We start from the raw sequence: 16153 nt of genomic DNA, 5'->3' as shown, positions 1-16153 counted from the left end.
TGCATATCTAATCAAACAAACATGTGTGACGTTTTTAAATTAGGCTGATAAGTGATGAATAAGCATTGGTTATTGGTCTTGTTTTTCTTGCTATCTGCCAGCCTCTTTTCTTTAGCGCAAAATACATCGAACAAAGGAAAAGATTTTTATGTTCCTTATGCTGGCCATATTGATGGCAATAACTCCAGATTAACGTTGTTTTTATCAGCAGATCAGGCAACTGATTATAAAGTTTATATTGGAGGAGTCCTGGTATCTCCGGTTGGCGCAACGATACCAGCCAATACCTGCCTGCCGTTTGTAATTGATCCAACTGCATACAACGTATTAATGAGTAGCTCGAATGTAGTTGAGCGCAGTAAAGCCATCAACGTAGTTACCTCTAAAGCAATCTCGCTTTATAGTATTATTTCAAATAATGCCCGTACGGGTGGTACCCTGGTATTGCCAACAAATACACTTGGACAGGAATATTATGCCTTCAGTTACGAAAATCATGGAAATCAATCGGGGTTTTCACAATTTACCATTGTAGCCACAGCTGATAATACCGATATAGAAATTACGCCCAAACAGAATGAAAGAAATGGGGGAAGAATTGCCAATACAACCTTCACTATTAAATTAAATAAAGGTGATATTTATCAATATCAATCTGTAGGCGACTTAACAGGAAGCCACATTAAAGCGCTGAATTGTAATCCGATAGCCGTATTTTCCGGAAATACCTGGGCAGCATTTTGTAATGAAGGGAACAACCGTACACCAAATGGAGGAGATAACCTCTATCAACAAGTTTTTCCGGTTGCTGCATGGGGAAGAAATTTTGTAACCGCGCCATTTTACAATACCCTACATGGTAATACCGATATTATGAGGATAATTGTTGCCGAAGATAATACAACCTTAACCGTTAATGGAAGTCCAACTGATGCCAATGGCACTCCACTTTCTAACCCTTATAATAAAGGTGCGGTGGTTACTTTTTTCTCTACTAAGGCCAATGTCATTTCTGGTTCCAGGCCTATTTCTGTTGCACAATACCAGACGTCACAAACCTGCAACCCAAACAATGCACAAGATACAAGGCAGGGAGGCTCATTTTTAGGCGATCCTGAAATAACTGTGCTTAATCCTGTGGAGCAAACGTTAAATAACATTACCGTTTTTTCAGATCTGAAATCGGTTAAAGTACCTACCCAGATTTCTGACTACTATTTAAATGTCATTATCAAAACAAAAGATATCCCATCCTTTAGGCTTGATGGTAATCCGGTAAGCAATTTTACTGCTATTGATAATGAATTTAGCTATGCGGTAATTAATGTGAGCAATACGCAGCCTCAACACAGGTTATCGGCTGCCGGCGGTTTTTCTGCCATTTCATACGGATATGGTTCGGTAGAATCGTATGCTTACCTGGCAGGCGCCAACATTCAGAATTTCACCTTTCAGCCTTCGAGTACAGCTACCGGACAACTTATAACCAGTGGATGTTTGGGTGAGCCCATCAGCTTAACCATAAATCTACCCTATAAGGCCACCAAATTAGATTGGGACATTCAGGGGGCTCCAAAATTTAGTGATCCAAACCCTGAAGTCGTTAATTTTTTTACAAGGCCTAATGATAATAATATTTATTATACATACAAATATCCTAACCAGCTTAACTATCCAAATCCGGGCGATTATCAGTTTAAAGTAATCGCTACCAAACCCAGCGCCGATAATTGTGGTAATATCGAAGAATTGATTATTGATTTTTCAGTTGATAATCAGCCAACTGCTGCATTTGAATATCCAGCTACCGGCTGTCAATCAAGCGGCATTCAATTTACTGATCAGAGCAAATCCAATTCAAACTCTCGGAGCATTACACAGTGGCTATGGGATTTTGGCGATGGGAGTACTCCTTCAACAGAACAGAACCCTGTTCATATTTATGAACGCCCAGGTACTTACAACGTGGTTTTAACGGCCACAACAGATTCAAAATGTTCAGAAACGTCTGCTGCGTTCCCGATTTTAATTAACCCTAAACCTTTATCTGATTTTGACGTAACAAGTTTATGTATAGGCAAACCGATTATTTTAACCGAAAACTCGAAAATTGATAATCCGGGGCGCATTGTGAAGTGGACCTGGAACTTTGGCGACGGAAGCGCACCTTCCACTGAACAACATCCCATTCATCAATACACTGCAACAGGCTCTTACACCATTACCCTGACTACCGAAAGTGATAAAGGGTGTGTGAGTGAGACGAAAGGCAAAAGTGTAACGATTATTAATCCACAATCTGCTGATTTTGAAATGCCTGATTTTTGTCTGGATGATGGTGTAGCGAGATTTAAAAATACATCCAAAAATGCTGATGGAAGTACAACGGGTTTAAAAGAATCGCGTTGGACCTTTACTTATAATGGCATTGCAGTGGCAACATCAACTGATTTTAACGGTTCTTTTTCCCCTATAGATACCGGTAATTACAATGTAGCTTTGGTTGTTAAAAATGAAGCTGGCTGTGAAATATCAAAAACGCGCACATTTACGGTTAATGGTGCGGTTAAAGCTGCCGATTTTGATATTGTAAAAAATAATGTTTGTGTGAGTGATAAGATCATCATCAAAAATACATCTACCGTTTTTGCTGGCAGGATTACTAAAATTAAGATTTACAGGGATTACCCAAATGAAACCAACATCTATAAAACTATTCCTTATCCGGATGATAGCGATATAGAAATTCAGTACAATTCCTTTGGAGGTACCTCAGAGCGCAGCTTTAATGTTAGACTAATGGCTTATTCCGGAGAACAATGCGTTCAAGAAGTAGAGAAACGAGTTACCTTAAAACCGGTTCCACAATTGGTTTTTGATGATATGCCAGCTGTTTGCGAAGCAGATGGAACAGTGCTCATTACACAAGCGAAACAGAAAGATGAGGAAGAAGTGGTCGGTGGAAGCGGCGAATATACAGGAGATGGAATAAAGGCAGACGGTACCTTCAATCCGAAAATTGCAGGTGTTGGATCACATATCATTACTTATACTTTTAAAGGCGCTAACGATTGTTCTTCTTCAATAAGTAAAACGATCGAGGTGTATGCATCTCCTGTGGCTAATGCAGGTACATTGATCTACATACTGGCTGGTGGACAGATTGAAATTCCGGCAACTGCTGAAGGAATAAATCTGAAATATAGCTGGTCGCCGGCAACCGGTTTGGATAAAACAGATGTGTTAAATCCGATTGCATCACCAGATAAAGACACAGAGTATACCTTAACTGCAACCACGCAACCCAATGGTTGTTCAGCTACCTCGAGAGTATTGGTAAAAGTTCTGGAGGCCTTAAATCCGCCTAACACCTTTACGCCAAACGGCGATAATGTCAATGATACCTGGATGATTAAATATTTAGAATCCTACCCAAATGCTACGGTAGATATCTTCAACAGAAATGGCCTAAAAATATTTTCGAGTAAAGGTTATAAAGTTCCGTTTGACGGTACTTACCAGAATGAACCGTTACCAGTCGGCGTTTATTATTACATTATCAATCCACAGAATGGACGTAAAACCATAACAGGACCGCTCACTATAATCAGATAAATTGAAGAAGCTCATCACCACATTTGCACTTTTTGCATCACTTAACGTTTTTGCACAGCAAAAGCCACAGTATACGCAATACATTTTTAATCAGTACCTGCTAAATCCAGCGCTCTCCGGAATTGAAAATTACCTCGATTTTAAAGCTGGTTACCGTAAACAGTGGTCGGGCATTACAGATGCACCACAAACTTCTTTTGTATCAGCACACTGGGCACTGGGCGATAACCAGTTATGGAGTAATGCATTAACCTCTTTTCCGGAACAAACGGGGAATCCCATGGACAGGAATTATACGCAAAATTATATGTCGTCTCCATCTCACCATGGAATGGGAGTTACCGCTGTTTTAGATAAAGCCGGTCCGATAAAAAGGCTGGATGCCAATGTTACTTATGCTTATCATTTACAACTGAGTAATAATTTTAACCTTTCGGCCGGGGTGGCAGCAGGTATTTCGAGTATTGCATTAGATGCAAATGCACTTACTTTCGATACACCTATAGATCCGGTTATGAACAGGGCATTGATTAACCAGGTTAAACCTGATTTGAGTGTAGGATTGTGGTTATATGGAGCCAGGATGTTTGCAGGTGTTTCTGTGCAGCAAATTTTGCCTCAAAAGTTAAGTTTTACAGGCGATAACAATTATAATTTAGGTAAAGAGGTGCCGCATTATTTCGCTACCGCAGGATATAAATTTTTTGTTGATGACGAAATTTCAGCCATTCCGTCGGTTATGGTAAAATATGTATCGCCTGCCCCCGTTTCTGTAGATGTTAACCTGAAACTGGCTTTTAAAGATAAAATATGGTTAGGCGGAAGCTACCGTAAAGACGATTCTTTTGCTGCAATGGCAGGCTTCAATATTGGAAAGATGGTTAACCTGACTTATTCCTACGATTTTACCACCTCGCAGTTGAACCAGGTAAGCAACGGAAGCCACGAGATAGTATTGGGTTTGATGCTGAATAATATCTATAAAGTGCCTTCTTATATCAAGATGTGGTAGTCATACATCGTCCCGATTTGCAATCGGGATGTACGGGAACGGCGATTTCATCGCCAAAAGACTCATCATATAGCATTTCAAATGCTAACTTATCAAGAGCCTGTCTCAAATGGGAGATTAAATAATAGCAATAGAATTAAATTTGGTGATGTCGTCATGCCCAGCTTGATCCTATAGCCATCGGATGGGCATCTTAATGCTTTGTATGGACTTATTTAGTTGCCGTTCTATCTCGTTAAGATTAGCTTCGCTGAGCACTCCGTGGTTCCCGTTTTCACGGGAATGACGCCCTTTCAAAATATTATTTTGCCAAAAATCTCCAAAATCATTTCTGAGACAGCCTCCTATATTAAAGCTCTTTCCTTAGCCTGGCTACAGGGATATTCATTTGCTCGCGATATTTGGCAACTGTTCTTCTGGCAATGTTATAACCTCTTTCTTTTAAAATTTCGGTTAGTTTTTCATCTGCCAGAGGTTTGCGTTTATCTTCGTTACCAATACAGTCTTCTAATATTTTTTTAACTTCTTTATTCGAAACTTCTTCACCATTTTCGGTTTGTATCGCTTCGGAGAAGAAAGATTTTAATAAAAATGTACCAAATTCGGTTTGTACGTATTTAGAGTTTGCCACCCTCGATACGGTTGAGATATCCATATCGATTTTATCTGCAATATCTTTTAAAATCATCGGGCGCATCTTACGCTCATCAGCTGTTAAAAAATATTCATACTGGTAGTGCATGATGGCGTTCATTGTTTTTAACAAAGTTTGTTGTCTTTGTTTAATCGCATCAATAAACCACCTTGCAGAATCTAATTTTTGTTTAACAAACTGAACGGCCTCTTTCAACTTTTTATCTTTAGATGAAGCTTTGTCATAATGCTCAAACATTTCCTGGTAAGATCTACTCACTTTCAGCTCAGGGGCATTTTTTGAATTCAAAGTCAGAATCAAAACACCATCATTATTGCTGATGTGGAAATCAGGAATAATCTGCATCTGCTTTGTGGTTACCTGGTTGGCATCACCCGGTTTAGGGTTTAAACGTAAAATTTCATTTACTACCTCTTTAAGCTCTTCACTATCCAAGCCTAAACTTTTTTCTAATTTATCGTAATGTTTGCGCGTAAACTCGTCCAGATAGTTTTCTACAACATTCATTGCTTTAACTATAATCGGATTGTTGGTGTCTTTTCTTTTTAACTGGATCAATAAACATTCTTTCAGGTCTCTTGCGCCAATACCGGGAGGATCGAATCCCTGGATCAGTTTTAACATTTCCAATACATCCTCTTCCTCAACCATTACATTCTGAGAAAAAGCAAGGTCATCGATCATGGAACCCAACGGACGGCGTAAATAGCCGTCATCATCCAAACTGCCAATGATCTGTTTACCGATAATAAAATCCTGATCGGACAAGGGTATAAGGTCTAATTGCTCCTGTAAACTTTCAAAAAAGGTGCTTTCAATGGCAATTGGCGTTTCTTTTTTCTCCTCGTCGTCGTCGCCATTATTATAGTTGGTGCTATAATCGTTCGCCGAATCGTCCTGCAAATAATCATCTACATTAAATTCGTCCATGCTGGTGTCTTCTGATGATTGTTCGTAATCATCAGGACTATCATTTAGGTCATCATATTCGCTTTTTGGCTCATCCTGAGTCATTAAACTTGGATCTTCCAGCGCCGGATTGTCTTCAAGTTCTTCTTTTACACGGGTATCTAAAGCAACGGTTGGCACCTGCAACAATTTAATAAACTGTATTTGTTGCGGCGATAACTTTTGTAATAATTTTTGTTGTAGATGTTGTTTTAGCATAGTAAATAAAAAAAGAATAGCGCAAAAATAAACAATAGATTTCAGATATTATGCTGATTTGACCCAAATGCCTATTGATATGTTCGGTTTTTAAAATTATTTGCTAAACGTTTGCATTGAGTTTAATGTTTGCTATTTTAGTAAATAAATAAAACTAAGCTAATACAATATGGGGTTTGTAAAAGAATTTAAGGAGTTTGCCATTAAGGGCAATGCTTTCGATTTAGCAGTCGGAGTTATTATTGGCGGGGCTTTTGGTAAAATTGTAACCAGTATAATTGAAGATTTGATTATGCCTGTGGTGGCTGCTATGGTTGGCAAACCCGATTTTAGCAGCATTTATTTTGCCATGGGTAAAGGATCAGAGCTAATCCCGGAGGGTGCATCATTAGCTGAGGCGAAAAAGGCTGCACCCGACGCCGCTATATTTGCATATGGAAATTTTATTACGGTTGCGATAAATTTCTTTTTACTGGCCCTGATTGTTTTTATTATGGTGAAAACCATTAACAGAATGAAAAAGAAAGAGGAAGCGGTAGCTGTTGCCACACCACCTGCGCCTACCAAAGAAGAAGTGCTTCTAACAGAAATCAGAGATTTGCTAAAAGCAAAAGCATAAAACACAAAGCTCCGCTCACCAATCCCAGATGCGGAGCTTTTTCGTTTTAATAACTTCTTTTAACCTTTGGGTCGGTGATGATGATGTAATCACCAAGAGAACGAAATTTTTCCCATTCGGGATTGGCAAAACTTTCATCAGAAAACGACGAGATATTCAAAATTGCCAATTTTGGATTGAGTTTTTTGAGTTTGGCCACTGTACCAAGCTTTTCATCGCTGTGGAAACGACCGTTCAGCTGTAAAACCTTAATGCCTTTGTTTGCTTTAATAAACCTATTGATAGACCAGGCCATGGTCGCATCCCATAAATTTTGGGTCTGGTAAATTTTCATCGTACCCATGTTATGCCCGCCCAGGGTTTCTGTGAATTTTTCATAATACCTACCCTGCGCGGTATCAACAGGCAATGGAGGTAAAAAACCGAACGATGCTTTAGGGAACTTTTCTAACACCTTTAAACCATTAAGTGTAACAGCATTGCTGTAACGTGTTGCCGCATTTGCCGCGATAACTTTCAAACTGTTTTGTTTGGCATATTCAATTAAAGGTCTGTAATCTTTATAATTTCCCCAGGCCCTGCTTTCCTTAACAAAGTTCTTTTCCGAGATCAATCCTGCCAGGTATTCATCTACCTCAAGCTGTACATCGGTTTGAAACATCTCTAAGGATAACGCCACTTTCCGCGGATATTTTGAATCGAGTTTTTTGAAAAGTTCCGCTTCGAGGTGGTGTCCTACAGAATCATTATGGTCTTCGCCAAAAAATAAAACATCAGCATGTTCCATATCATCAATAATATCGTCTATTGAGATCGATTTTTGTTTTTTTACATCATAGATCTTGTAATGGCTGCTTATTTCCTGCGCATACAGGCCGGTAGAAATAGCAAAAACAAACACAAATAGTATAAATTTCATGCTTTCAAAATAACAAAATAATTTTCACCGACAAAATAAGGTCGCTTACCGCCGTTTGCCGGTTTCTTACATGTGGCTTATGTGGCGATCGGGAGCCGATCAATATTTTTGGATTATTAAATACGAGCACAAATGGAAAATTTAAATCATAATAATCACCAGCTTAACAACTCAGGACGGGTTTGGAGCGGTTTCATCATCATCATTATTGGGCTTGCATTTTTGTTAAACAATATAGGGTTAGATATTCCGGGATGGATATTCAGCTGGTCTAATTTTTTAATTTTATTAGGTGTATTTATCGGCGTTCGCCGTAACTTTAAGGGGATAGGATGGCTGGTCTTAATTTTAGTCGGTGCATACAATACCTTAATTCGTATACCTGGCCTGGACATCGATTTGTCAAAATATGCGTTAGGCCTTGGTTTGGTGATTGTAGGTAGCTTTTTAATTATCAAACCAAAGCATTGTTCGTCTCTAAAGAAAAAAGGTAAGAAAAAGGCTGATTTTGATTTCGAAAGTGTTGCAGACCAGGATAACATAAATAATAATGATGTGATTGATGTAATGGCTGTTTTTGGGGGTAGTCATCAAACGGTATATACCAAAAACTTTCAGGGTGGAAATGTAACAGCCGTTTTTGGAGGTGCAGATATTGTAATGACCCAGGCTGATTTTCCTGAAGCGGTATCGCTTGATGTAACAGCCGTTTTTGGCGGAATTAAATTGATTGTACCACAAAACTGGGCAATAAAATCAAATGTAACTGCATTATTTGGTAGTGTTGAAGATAAAAGATCGCATGTGATGCCGGTTGCGGAGCTGAAAAAGACATTGATTTTAGATGGCACGGCTTTATTTGGTGGGATTGAAATTAAAAGTTTCTAAATATTCATGATAAATAACGCCTTATGAAATGGTTTGCAGTAAATTGTATCTATCAAGTAATTTGCGGTGAAGGCAAACATACGCCACAGTTTAACGAGCAGATACGTTTAATCCAGGCGGATGGTATCAGGCGGGCCTTAAGCAAGGCTAATTTGAATGCCATGCATTTTAATCCTTCTCTTAACAATTGCCAGGGAGATAAAATAGTATGGAAGTTTTTAGGTGTAGGTGGGATATCTGAAGTTGCAGCACTTAAAGATGTTGCAGAAGTAAGTTCCAGGATTGTTGAGCCCACATCGGTTGCACGATATCTGGAAGAGCTGGCGTATCGCAATAATTCATTAACTAATCAAACTCATTTTGACAACTAGACCTTTATCCGTTCCGCAAATACAGAAAGTATCATTGGCCATAGCAGTCCTATGGACGATAATTTGTGCCGCTGGATTACATTATGTAGTTAATTTTTCCTGGTGGATAGCTATAACTGATAGCTTAACCAGTAACTTTTTGCTGGCATTGGCCTGTATAGGAGTAAGCAATATGCTGGGTTATTACCAGCCAAAAAATGAACGTATTCTTTATGTACTGATTATTACACTGGCGCTCACATTAGTGATTATTTATACTGCCAAATATGGCTTGCTTTATATTTTTACAGATTATAAAGAATATAAAGATTTTTATAATTTTTCTTTTGCCTTTAGGGGGCTGATTTCTTTTATGTGCTTAGGTTGGTGTGCATTAGCCAATATATTATGGTATAGGTTGGAAGAACAGTCAGAAACGCATGAGCGACTATCTGCAGCGAAAAGTTTGGCTAAAGAGGCTGAGTTAAATAAGCTCCGGCACCAGTTGCAGCCGCATTTTCTTTTTAACAGTTTAAATTCGGTATTTGCACTCACCATGGTTAATCCAAAAGAAGCTGGCGTGATGATTACGAAATTAGCTTCTTTTCTGCGCGGCACCCTAAAACGCGACGATGAATTATGGGTTTCGGTAGAGGAAGAAATGGAATATATTCAATTATACCTTGATATAGAGAAAGTGAGGTTCAGCCATAGATTAAATGTAGAAGTAAATGTTGCAGAAGATACCTTAAAGCTTTGTTTGCCAGGCACATTGTTGCAGCCTATTGTGGAAAATGCCATTAAATTTGGCCTTTATAATACTTCAGCCGGCATCACGATCAAAATAGACGTTACTGTTGAATATAATATTTTACAATTGCGCGTTCAAAATCCTTTCGATCCGGAAATGAAAGCTGCAGGAGGAACAGGATTCGGTTTAAGTGCCATTAAACGCAGGTTATATCTGTTATTTGCAAATACCCATTTATTACAAACCGATATTGAGGCAAATAATTTATATATTACCACCCTAAAAATTCCACAAAAAAATGATCCGGACAATACTAATTGATGATGAGCCTTTAGCGAGAGATATTGTAAAATATTACCTTTCAGATCATGCAGAAATAGAAATTGTAGCCGAATGTGGTGACGGATTTGAAGGTTTGAAAGCCATTACCTTGCATAAGCCCGATTTAATTTTTTTAGACATACAAATGCCTAAAATTAGTGGTTTTGAAATGCTCGAACTGGTAGAAGATAAGCCTGCCGTAATTTTTACCACTGCTTTTGATGAGTATGCCATTAAAGCATTTGAGGTTAATGCAGTAGATTATTTGCTTAAACCGATTGATAAATCGCGCTTCGATGCCGCCATCAAAAAAATACCCGGCAAATTAAACCAGGCCGAAAATACAGAAGCTGTTTTGGATGCGGCAGCTTTAAGCCCGGCCCAAAACAATAGGGTAGTGGTTAAAAAAGATGGTGTAATTAAAATCATTCCGGTTGCCGATATTAACTACTTAGAGGCTGATGATGATTACGTGAAATTAAGTACTGTTGACGGTGCTTTCTATAAAAACAAAACCATGGCTTATTTTGAACAAACCCTTGATAGTAGCCAGTTTATCCGCATACACCGATCGTACATCATTAACCTGGCACAGGTAACTAAAATAGAACTAAAAGAAAAAGATAGCTATGTGGTACTGTTAAAGTCTGATATCTGGCTTCCTGTAAGCAAAACAGGATATGTGAAATTGAAGGCCGCGCTTGGGCTTTAAGCTGGTTATCCGGCAAGCATCAACAGCTAAATTTATGGTTGGTTGTGCATTCCGTCTCACAATGGCATAACACTAGCCATTATCCCTCAGGCTCACAAAAAGTATTTTCATCGCATTTGTTTTCAAAAGATTCTTTAGCTTTGCAATTAAATATAAAATAATAATTAGTCACTCTTGCATTTGTAGAGAAATCGCTTTATATTTGCACCTCTTAATTTTACAATAGATAATATACAGTCATGAAAAGAACATACCAACCTTCGCAAAGAAAGAGAAGAAATAAACACGGCTTCCGCGAAAGAATGGCAACAGCTAACGGCAGACGAGTATTAGCATCACGTCGTGCTAAAGGAAGAAAAAGATTAACAGTTTCTGACGAACGCAAGCATAAAGCATAATTTTTGATTGCTTTTCCGTTAATTCGGGATTGGCAGATCAAAGTCTGCAGTTATCAATCAAAAATATATGTACACATTCAGGAAAGAAGAACGGTTATGCAGCAGGAAATATTTAGACCTGTTGTTTAAAAACGGTTCTTCTTTTTTATTATATCCTTTTCGGATTTCTTATCTTTTTGTTGACGTTGTTACTGATGTGCAAGCGCAGGTGGTAATCAATGTACCAAAAAGAAGATATAAGCGGGCCGTTGATCGTAACCTGCTCAAGCGTCGCATCCGCGAAGCTTATCGGCTAAATAAACAGGATCAGTTGTACATTTCTTTACCTGCAGACCGGGGATTGCTGTTGTTTTCCATCCAGTTTGTGGGAAAGGATAAGTATGAATTTGCTTTTATCGAGAAGAAACTGATCGCTACCTTTAAGCGTTTCCAAAATTTAATCAAGCCCAATGAAATTAATCAATAAAATTTTTGGATGGTTATTTTTAGGGTTGATCAAAATTTATCAATACGGCATTTCGCCTATGTTGGGTGCAAATTGCCGTTTTACGCCAACCTGCTCTCAATATGGCATTGAGGCCATTAAAAAGCACGGTCCGTTTAAAGGTGGCTGGCTGGCATTAAAACGTATTGGCCGTTGCCATCCATGGGGTAAACACGGGCACGACCCGGTTCCATAGCGAGATTCATTTGTTATGGGTCGATTAGTTATTTTCGGTTCCTGGCGCCAATCCTAATCGCGGTCATCCTTTCGGCTGAAGTGCAGTCCCGAACGTTCAGGAGAGAAATCTATTTAGCCAAGTTTCGATTTTATAAAGATCCTTTAATTGCGTTCAGGATGACAGCATAATGGCATCAATTTCGACTCCGCTCAGGCCGGCACATTTCGAAGTAATAATTGACCCATCACTCAAGACTGCGGACTATTCAGGACCCATTTTCCATAGTTCCTCTTACATCTTCCATTTTTATTTATCTTTGTTCCATGGCTAAAATACTTCAAATAGAAACCGCTACAGCAATATGCTCTGTGGCGTTATCTGTTAATGGTGAAACAATTTCATTTAAAGAGGAGCAAGGGCAGAACCTGCATGCAGCAAATTTGACGCTGTTTATTGATGAAGTAGTGAAAACTGCAGGCTTAAGCTATTCAGAATTAGATGCCATTGCGGTAAGTAAAGGCCCTGGATCTTACACAGGCCTGCGTATTGGTGTTTCAACAGCTAAAGGACTTTGTTATGCCCTGGATAAACCTTTGATTGCAATTGAAACATTGGAAATGATGGCCGCTGGTTTTTTGTCGCAAAATCCGGCTTATTCAGGATTAATCTGTCCTATGATTGATGCCAGAAGGATGGAAGTATATACAACAGTTTTTGATCCGTTGTTAAATGTAACCATACCCACTGAAGCTAAAATTATTGATGACACGAGTTTTAATAATTTTCTTTCCAATCACATCATTACCTTCTTAGGCGATGGTGCAGCCAAATGCGCAGCCGTTTTAACACATCAAAATGCAAAATTTGATGCGGGAAATTTTAATTCTGCTACGTATATGTCGCGTTTGGCTAACGAGGCGTTTGATAACCGTAATTTTGAAGATGTAGCCTACTTTGAGCCTTTTTACCTTAAAGATTTTGTAATTACGCAATCTAAAAAGCAGCAGGCATAAATCTACTTTCTTTTAAAAATCGAAAAAAGGCTTTTGAAGAAACCGTCACCATCACTTTTATCATTAATACCCGGTATTATGTCAGCAAACTGGGGATGATTCACTACATTTCCGAATTTGATGCCTACGCCCATATAAAAAGAGGCTCCGTTAGGCCCCCTGCCTGTATAGGCATTTTTTTTAATTAGGCCATAAGTTTGGTAACCTGTAGAAACCAGATTATCTGTACCCATAAACAACTCAAAGTTAGGCGTCTGGTATTTTCCTTGCAGCCCAACCATAAAAACACCATTAAAATTGTATAAAGGTGTTAAGCTCCCTGAAAAATCGTTAACGATAAAAGTATTTACGAATGCAACATCACCGCCTTTATAAAACAGGTTTTTTGAAACGGCCAAAGCAGGTTTGTAAAAACCATAACATTTAGACATAAAAAAATCAAATTTAGCATTTGTTGGAGCCAGAAATTTTTTAGGTTCCTCTGCCTGCAAGAAAATATCTTGTATTTGCTGATTGGTATTCGATTGGTTGTTTTCGATATTCTTAATAGTTTTTGATTGATCGATGGTTGTACGTTGGGTATTGCTGCGCCACCAGATAAATCCTAAATCTTTAATGTTGGCCATTAAAAATAAGCCTTTCTTAGTGGTATAGTTGGTCCCAAAACCAAACGATAAGCCTGGGTTTTTAAAGTTTGGAGAGAAGGTTTTCTTATTTATTTCATTAAAATCGGAGAAGTTGGCCGAGTAGGTTCCGTTCAAACCAATTAACAAAGCATCCGTCTCAGGATCAATATATAATCTAGAATCATAAATATTTAACTTGTTATAAAGTATGCCACTTAATACACTGGCTTTTAAACCAAATGCAAGCCTTTTGTTCCAGTTTTCGCGGTAGGTAAAGCTAAGCTGATGGTAACTTTGCTGGTAACCTTTGGTATCAAAAATTCCTGTATATAGCTTGTTGCTATCAAACCGTTCGAAGGAATCAAAAATGGCCAAAGTTTCGTTGGTATAATCAATATGGGCATCAGACCTGATCTGCCATGAAAAGCCCATTTCTTCTTGATACTTATAAGATTTGAAAAGCCTGAATGTTGCTACATAGATATTACTGTTTTCAAAAAAATGATTAACCTCGCCGGTGCCAATGGGTAAACTTCTGGTATCAAAAACGCCTTCCTGAGCTAATTTTCTAACGGCAAATTCAGAACTTCCCTTGTTAACTGCATTCGTTCCGAAATAAGGTAAGAAGAAATTGGAAGAAAATTTTCTGGATGAATCCAGGGTGAAAGATTTCTGAGATGGGTTTTCGAATGCATCGAACATGGTTTTGGTGCCAAAAAGTGCATATTGTTGTGCATTTGCAATCCCGAAGCTGGCTATCGCCAGTAACGCAAGTAAAAGTCTCTTCATGTAAAGGGTTTATTGGGATGGTTTCCTTATTAACGGTTACTTAATGAATCTGGTATTTTTGGTTGTATATATTTGTTTAGAAGCAAGTTAGTAATGAATTTGTTTTTATCTGCAGTCATCTGGTAACAAAACGTATCGAAACTTTTTAAACCACTGTCGGCCCGTAAGTGCCTGTAGAAACTCAGTTGAATATTATGCCTGAAAATATCTGCCGAATTTTGGGTATTGATGTAATAACTTACATTAGAAGTGGTAGAAATCTCGTTCGCGGCAGCTAAATATTGAGGTGTTTGTATTAAAAGCCGGTTCTTTTTATAGCTATTTAAAAATGACTGTATGGTACTTGCATTATTGGCCACAACCAAATTATTATCGATAATAACATAATAAGGCCGCTCGAATTTTTTAAAGGGCTCACCAAAATAACTGTATAAAATATCGGCTGATTTAAAAAGTTTGATTTCTTCGTTATAATCTGTGCTGACGTCAAACAATAACTGTTTTGTCTTTTCGCCATCCGATAATGAGACCGCGCCTAGTTTTTCGCCCGTACTTAATTGAAAAAGAATAAACTGATTCTTGGTATACGTAGTAAATATGGAGTTTAAATCTGTTCTGTAATTATCCTTTACTGCTTTAATTACTGCATTTGTTTTTGAAAGTATTTTCGTCTGTTCCTGCCAGGCATTTAATTTCCTGAACCATTTTCCATAATCATCATAAGCATATAATGCATAGTTTGCGGTATTATCGGGCAGGATATTTTGAATAGATGTATTTTGTGCAGCGGTATTTTCAAATAGCTTAAGGTAATTGTGCTGATCTTTTATTTCGGTACTCCCGTTAAAAAGAATTTTTTCCTTACTAAAATTATAATTGAGTACAGCATAACTGTTCTGTTGATTAAATAGGGCAATTTCTCCATTAATGTTACCAGCAATAATATTTTTTAGCAATAAGGGAGCCTGGTTAAAGTTAATATAAATGTTAGCCAGTACGTTTTTAATCTGGCGGTTATTCTCTTTAATGTATTCTGTGAAAGGATTTTCAGTTAAACGGATATTGGCATCATTAATTAGTTTTAAAGAAGTTGAAACGGTTAATACCTGATTGTGTACGCCCAAATAAACCTGTAAGCTATCATTTATCTTAACGGTGTAAAGTTCCTTCGAATTTTCGGTAATTAACCGTTTTAATTTTAATTGCTCATGAAATTTTTTGATGTCGTTTTCTGGCTGAATCTGTAAGGTGATGAGGAAGTTAAGTGTTTTATTGGAATCAGGTAGCAAGCTAATATAAACCTGCTGATCTTTCAGATACCTGTTAAGCAGGTTGTCATCAATCATGTTTGCTTTTAGCTGTTTCAGGAGGCTCATTTTATCTTTGCCTAAAACCTGCTGGATCAGTTGTTGTCCTTCCAGAATATCGTAGAAACCCTTGTCGTTTCGAAAAGAAAATACCAGTGCTGCATTATTGGTTGCTGACTGGAGTGCCAGGTCTTTTGCATCATTATCAATCCCTAATTTCGAAAAATAGAGGTATGCCATAAAGGCTACACCTAAAAATAATGCACTTGTTAGAATTACGATTTTTTTCATCTGCTAAGCAACAAATTTAATTTATTACATTGATTAGTGAGAAGTTCTTTGCCAATTT

General features: G+C 38.0%; 15 protein-coding genes. 11 read left to right on the top strand and 4 right to left on the bottom strand.

Annotation, left to right across the window (positions count from 1 at the left end; translation table 11 throughout):
• Positions 1-54: 54 nt before the first annotated feature.
• Both BM107_RS25265 and BM107_RS03255 read left to right on the top strand, forming a co-directional pair.
• Positions 55-3615, top strand: a complete 3561-nt coding sequence (locus tag BM107_RS25265; protein WP_090980243.1) for a PKD domain-containing protein — start codon at positions 55-57, stop codon at positions 3613-3615.
• Position 3616: 1 nt separating this feature from the next.
• Positions 3617-4627, top strand: a complete 1011-nt coding sequence (locus tag BM107_RS03255; protein ID WP_090980241.1) for a PorP/SprF family type IX secretion system membrane protein — start codon at positions 3617-3619, stop codon at positions 4625-4627.
• 349 nt (positions 4628-4976) lie between these two features.
• Here the strand turns inward: BM107_RS03255 and rpoN are convergent, their stop codons facing one another.
• Positions 4977-6449: an RNA polymerase factor sigma-54 gene (rpoN, locus tag BM107_RS03250; RefSeq protein ID WP_090980240.1), complete on the bottom strand. Its 1473-nt coding sequence runs from the start codon at positions 6447-6449 to the stop codon at positions 4977-4979.
• A gap of 169 nt (positions 6450-6618) precedes the next feature.
• Here rpoN and mscL point away from each other — a divergent pair, with 169 nt between their 5' ends.
• The gene (gene mscL, locus BM107_RS03245; protein ID WP_090980238.1) at positions 6619-7068 is read left to right on the top strand and encodes a large conductance mechanosensitive channel protein MscL; all 450 of its coding nucleotides are present in this window, start codon (positions 6619-6621) and stop codon (positions 7066-7068) included.
• Positions 7069-7114: 46 nt separating this feature from the next.
• On the opposite strand, the gene BM107_RS03240 is transcribed toward mscL, so the two are convergent.
• On the bottom strand, positions 7115-7987 hold the full coding sequence (locus BM107_RS03240; RefSeq protein ID WP_090980236.1) for a ChaN family lipoprotein: 873 nt from the start codon (positions 7985-7987) through the stop codon (positions 7115-7117).
• A 132-nt stretch (positions 7988-8119) separates the two neighbouring features.
• Between BM107_RS03240 and BM107_RS03235 the strand changes: the two genes are divergently transcribed.
• The 8 genes from BM107_RS03235 (at position 8120) to tsaB (ending at position 13082) form a co-directional block, all read left to right on the top strand.
• Entirely contained in the window at positions 8120-8875 is a 756-nt protein-coding gene (locus BM107_RS03235; protein ID WP_090980235.1) for a LiaF transmembrane domain-containing protein, read from the top strand.
• A 23-nt stretch (positions 8876-8898) separates the two neighbouring features.
• Positions 8899-9246, top strand: a complete 348-nt coding sequence (locus BM107_RS03230) for a DUF4288 domain-containing protein (RefSeq protein WP_090980234.1) — start codon at positions 8899-8901, stop codon at positions 9244-9246.
• Positions 9236-10297 (top strand): sensor histidine kinase, encoded by a 1062-nt coding sequence (locus BM107_RS03225; protein ID WP_244278715.1) that lies wholly within the window; start codon positions 9236-9238, stop codon positions 10295-10297. Before BM107_RS03230 ends, BM107_RS03225 begins: the two co-directional genes overlap by 11 nt.
• Entirely contained in the window at positions 10275-11009 is a 735-nt protein-coding gene (locus BM107_RS03220) for a LytR/AlgR family response regulator transcription factor (protein WP_090980230.1), read from the top strand. The genes BM107_RS03225 and BM107_RS03220 overlap by 23 nt, the downstream gene beginning before the upstream one ends.
• A 239-nt stretch (positions 11010-11248) precedes the next feature.
• Entirely contained in the window at positions 11249-11407 is a 159-nt protein-coding gene (gene rpmH, locus BM107_RS03215) for a 50S ribosomal protein L34 (protein WP_010601723.1), read from the top strand.
• A 67-nt stretch (positions 11408-11474) separates the two neighbouring features.
• Positions 11475-11873: a ribonuclease P protein component gene (locus BM107_RS03210; RefSeq protein ID WP_090980228.1), complete on the top strand. Its 399-nt coding sequence runs from the start codon at positions 11475-11477 to the stop codon at positions 11871-11873.
• Positions 11857-12087: a membrane protein insertion efficiency factor YidD gene (yidD, locus tag BM107_RS03205; RefSeq protein ID WP_090980226.1), complete on the top strand. Its 231-nt coding sequence runs from the start codon at positions 11857-11859 to the stop codon at positions 12085-12087. Before BM107_RS03210 ends, yidD begins: the two co-directional genes overlap by 17 nt.
• 305 nt (positions 12088-12392) lie before the next feature.
• Positions 12393-13082 carry a tRNA (adenosine(37)-N6)-threonylcarbamoyltransferase complex dimerization subunit type 1 TsaB gene (gene tsaB / locus BM107_RS03200; protein ID WP_090980224.1) on the top strand — a complete coding sequence of 230 codons (690 nt, stop codon included), beginning with the start codon at positions 12393-12395 and terminating at the stop codon, positions 13080-13082.
• Between the two features lie 2 nt (positions 13083-13084).
• Here tsaB and BM107_RS03195 read toward each other — a convergent pair whose 3' ends face one another.
• Both BM107_RS03195 and BM107_RS03190 read right to left on the bottom strand, forming a co-directional pair.
• On the bottom strand, positions 13085-14497 hold the full coding sequence (locus BM107_RS03195) for a DUF5723 family protein (protein WP_090980221.1): 1413 nt from the start codon (positions 14495-14497) through the stop codon (positions 13085-13087).
• Between the two features lie 29 nt (positions 14498-14526).
• Entirely contained in the window at positions 14527-16095 is a 1569-nt protein-coding gene (locus BM107_RS03190; protein ID WP_090980219.1) for a hypothetical protein, read from the bottom strand.
• Positions 16096-16153 lie beyond the last annotated feature (58 nt).

This window comes from Pedobacter suwonensis, from assembly GCF_900111825.1.
Classification (GTDB): Bacteria; Bacteroidota; Bacteroidia; order Sphingobacteriales; family Sphingobacteriaceae; genus Pedobacter; species Pedobacter suwonensis.
Note: the sequence above shows the minus strand (reverse complement) of the source record. Positions and strands in the feature narration are given on the sequence as shown.

What these genes read in the sequence shown, in the direction of transcription:
- BM107_RS25265 (WP_090980243.1), top strand. Translation starts at nt 55, where the DNA reads ATGAATAAGCATTGGTTATTGGTCTTGTTTTTCTTGCTATCTGCCAGC.
- rpoN (WP_090980240.1), bottom strand. Translation starts at nt 6,449, where the DNA reads ATGCTAAAACAACATCTACAACAAAAATTATTACAAAAGTTATCGCCG.
- mscL (WP_090980238.1), top strand. Translation starts at nt 6,619, where the DNA reads ATGGGGTTTGTAAAAGAATTTAAGGAGTTTGCCATTAAGGGCAATGCT.
- BM107_RS03240 (WP_090980236.1), bottom strand. Translation starts at nt 7,987, where the DNA reads ATGAAATTTATACTATTTGTGTTTGTTTTTGCTATTTCTACCGGCCTG.
- BM107_RS03235 (WP_090980235.1), top strand. Translation starts at nt 8,120, where the DNA reads ATGGAAAATTTAAATCATAATAATCACCAGCTTAACAACTCAGGACGG.
- BM107_RS03230 (WP_090980234.1), top strand. Translation starts at nt 8,899, where the DNA reads ATGAAATGGTTTGCAGTAAATTGTATCTATCAAGTAATTTGCGGTGAA.
- BM107_RS03220 (WP_090980230.1), top strand. Translation starts at nt 10,275, where the DNA reads ATGATCCGGACAATACTAATTGATGATGAGCCTTTAGCGAGAGATATT.
- rpmH (WP_010601723.1), top strand. Translation starts at nt 11,249, where the DNA reads ATGAAAAGAACATACCAACCTTCGCAAAGAAAGAGAAGAAATAAACAC.
- BM107_RS03210 (WP_090980228.1), top strand. Translation starts at nt 11,475, where the DNA reads ATGTACACATTCAGGAAAGAAGAACGGTTATGCAGCAGGAAATATTTA.
- yidD (WP_090980226.1), top strand. Translation starts at nt 11,857, where the DNA reads ATGAAATTAATCAATAAAATTTTTGGATGGTTATTTTTAGGGTTGATC.
- tsaB (WP_090980224.1), top strand. Translation starts at nt 12,393, where the DNA reads ATGGCTAAAATACTTCAAATAGAAACCGCTACAGCAATATGCTCTGTG.
- BM107_RS03195 (WP_090980221.1), bottom strand. Translation starts at nt 14,497, where the DNA reads ATGAAGAGACTTTTACTTGCGTTACTGGCGATAGCCAGCTTCGGGATT.
- BM107_RS03190 (WP_090980219.1), bottom strand. Translation starts at nt 16,095, where the DNA reads ATGAAAAAAATCGTAATTCTAACAAGTGCATTATTTTTAGGTGTAGCC.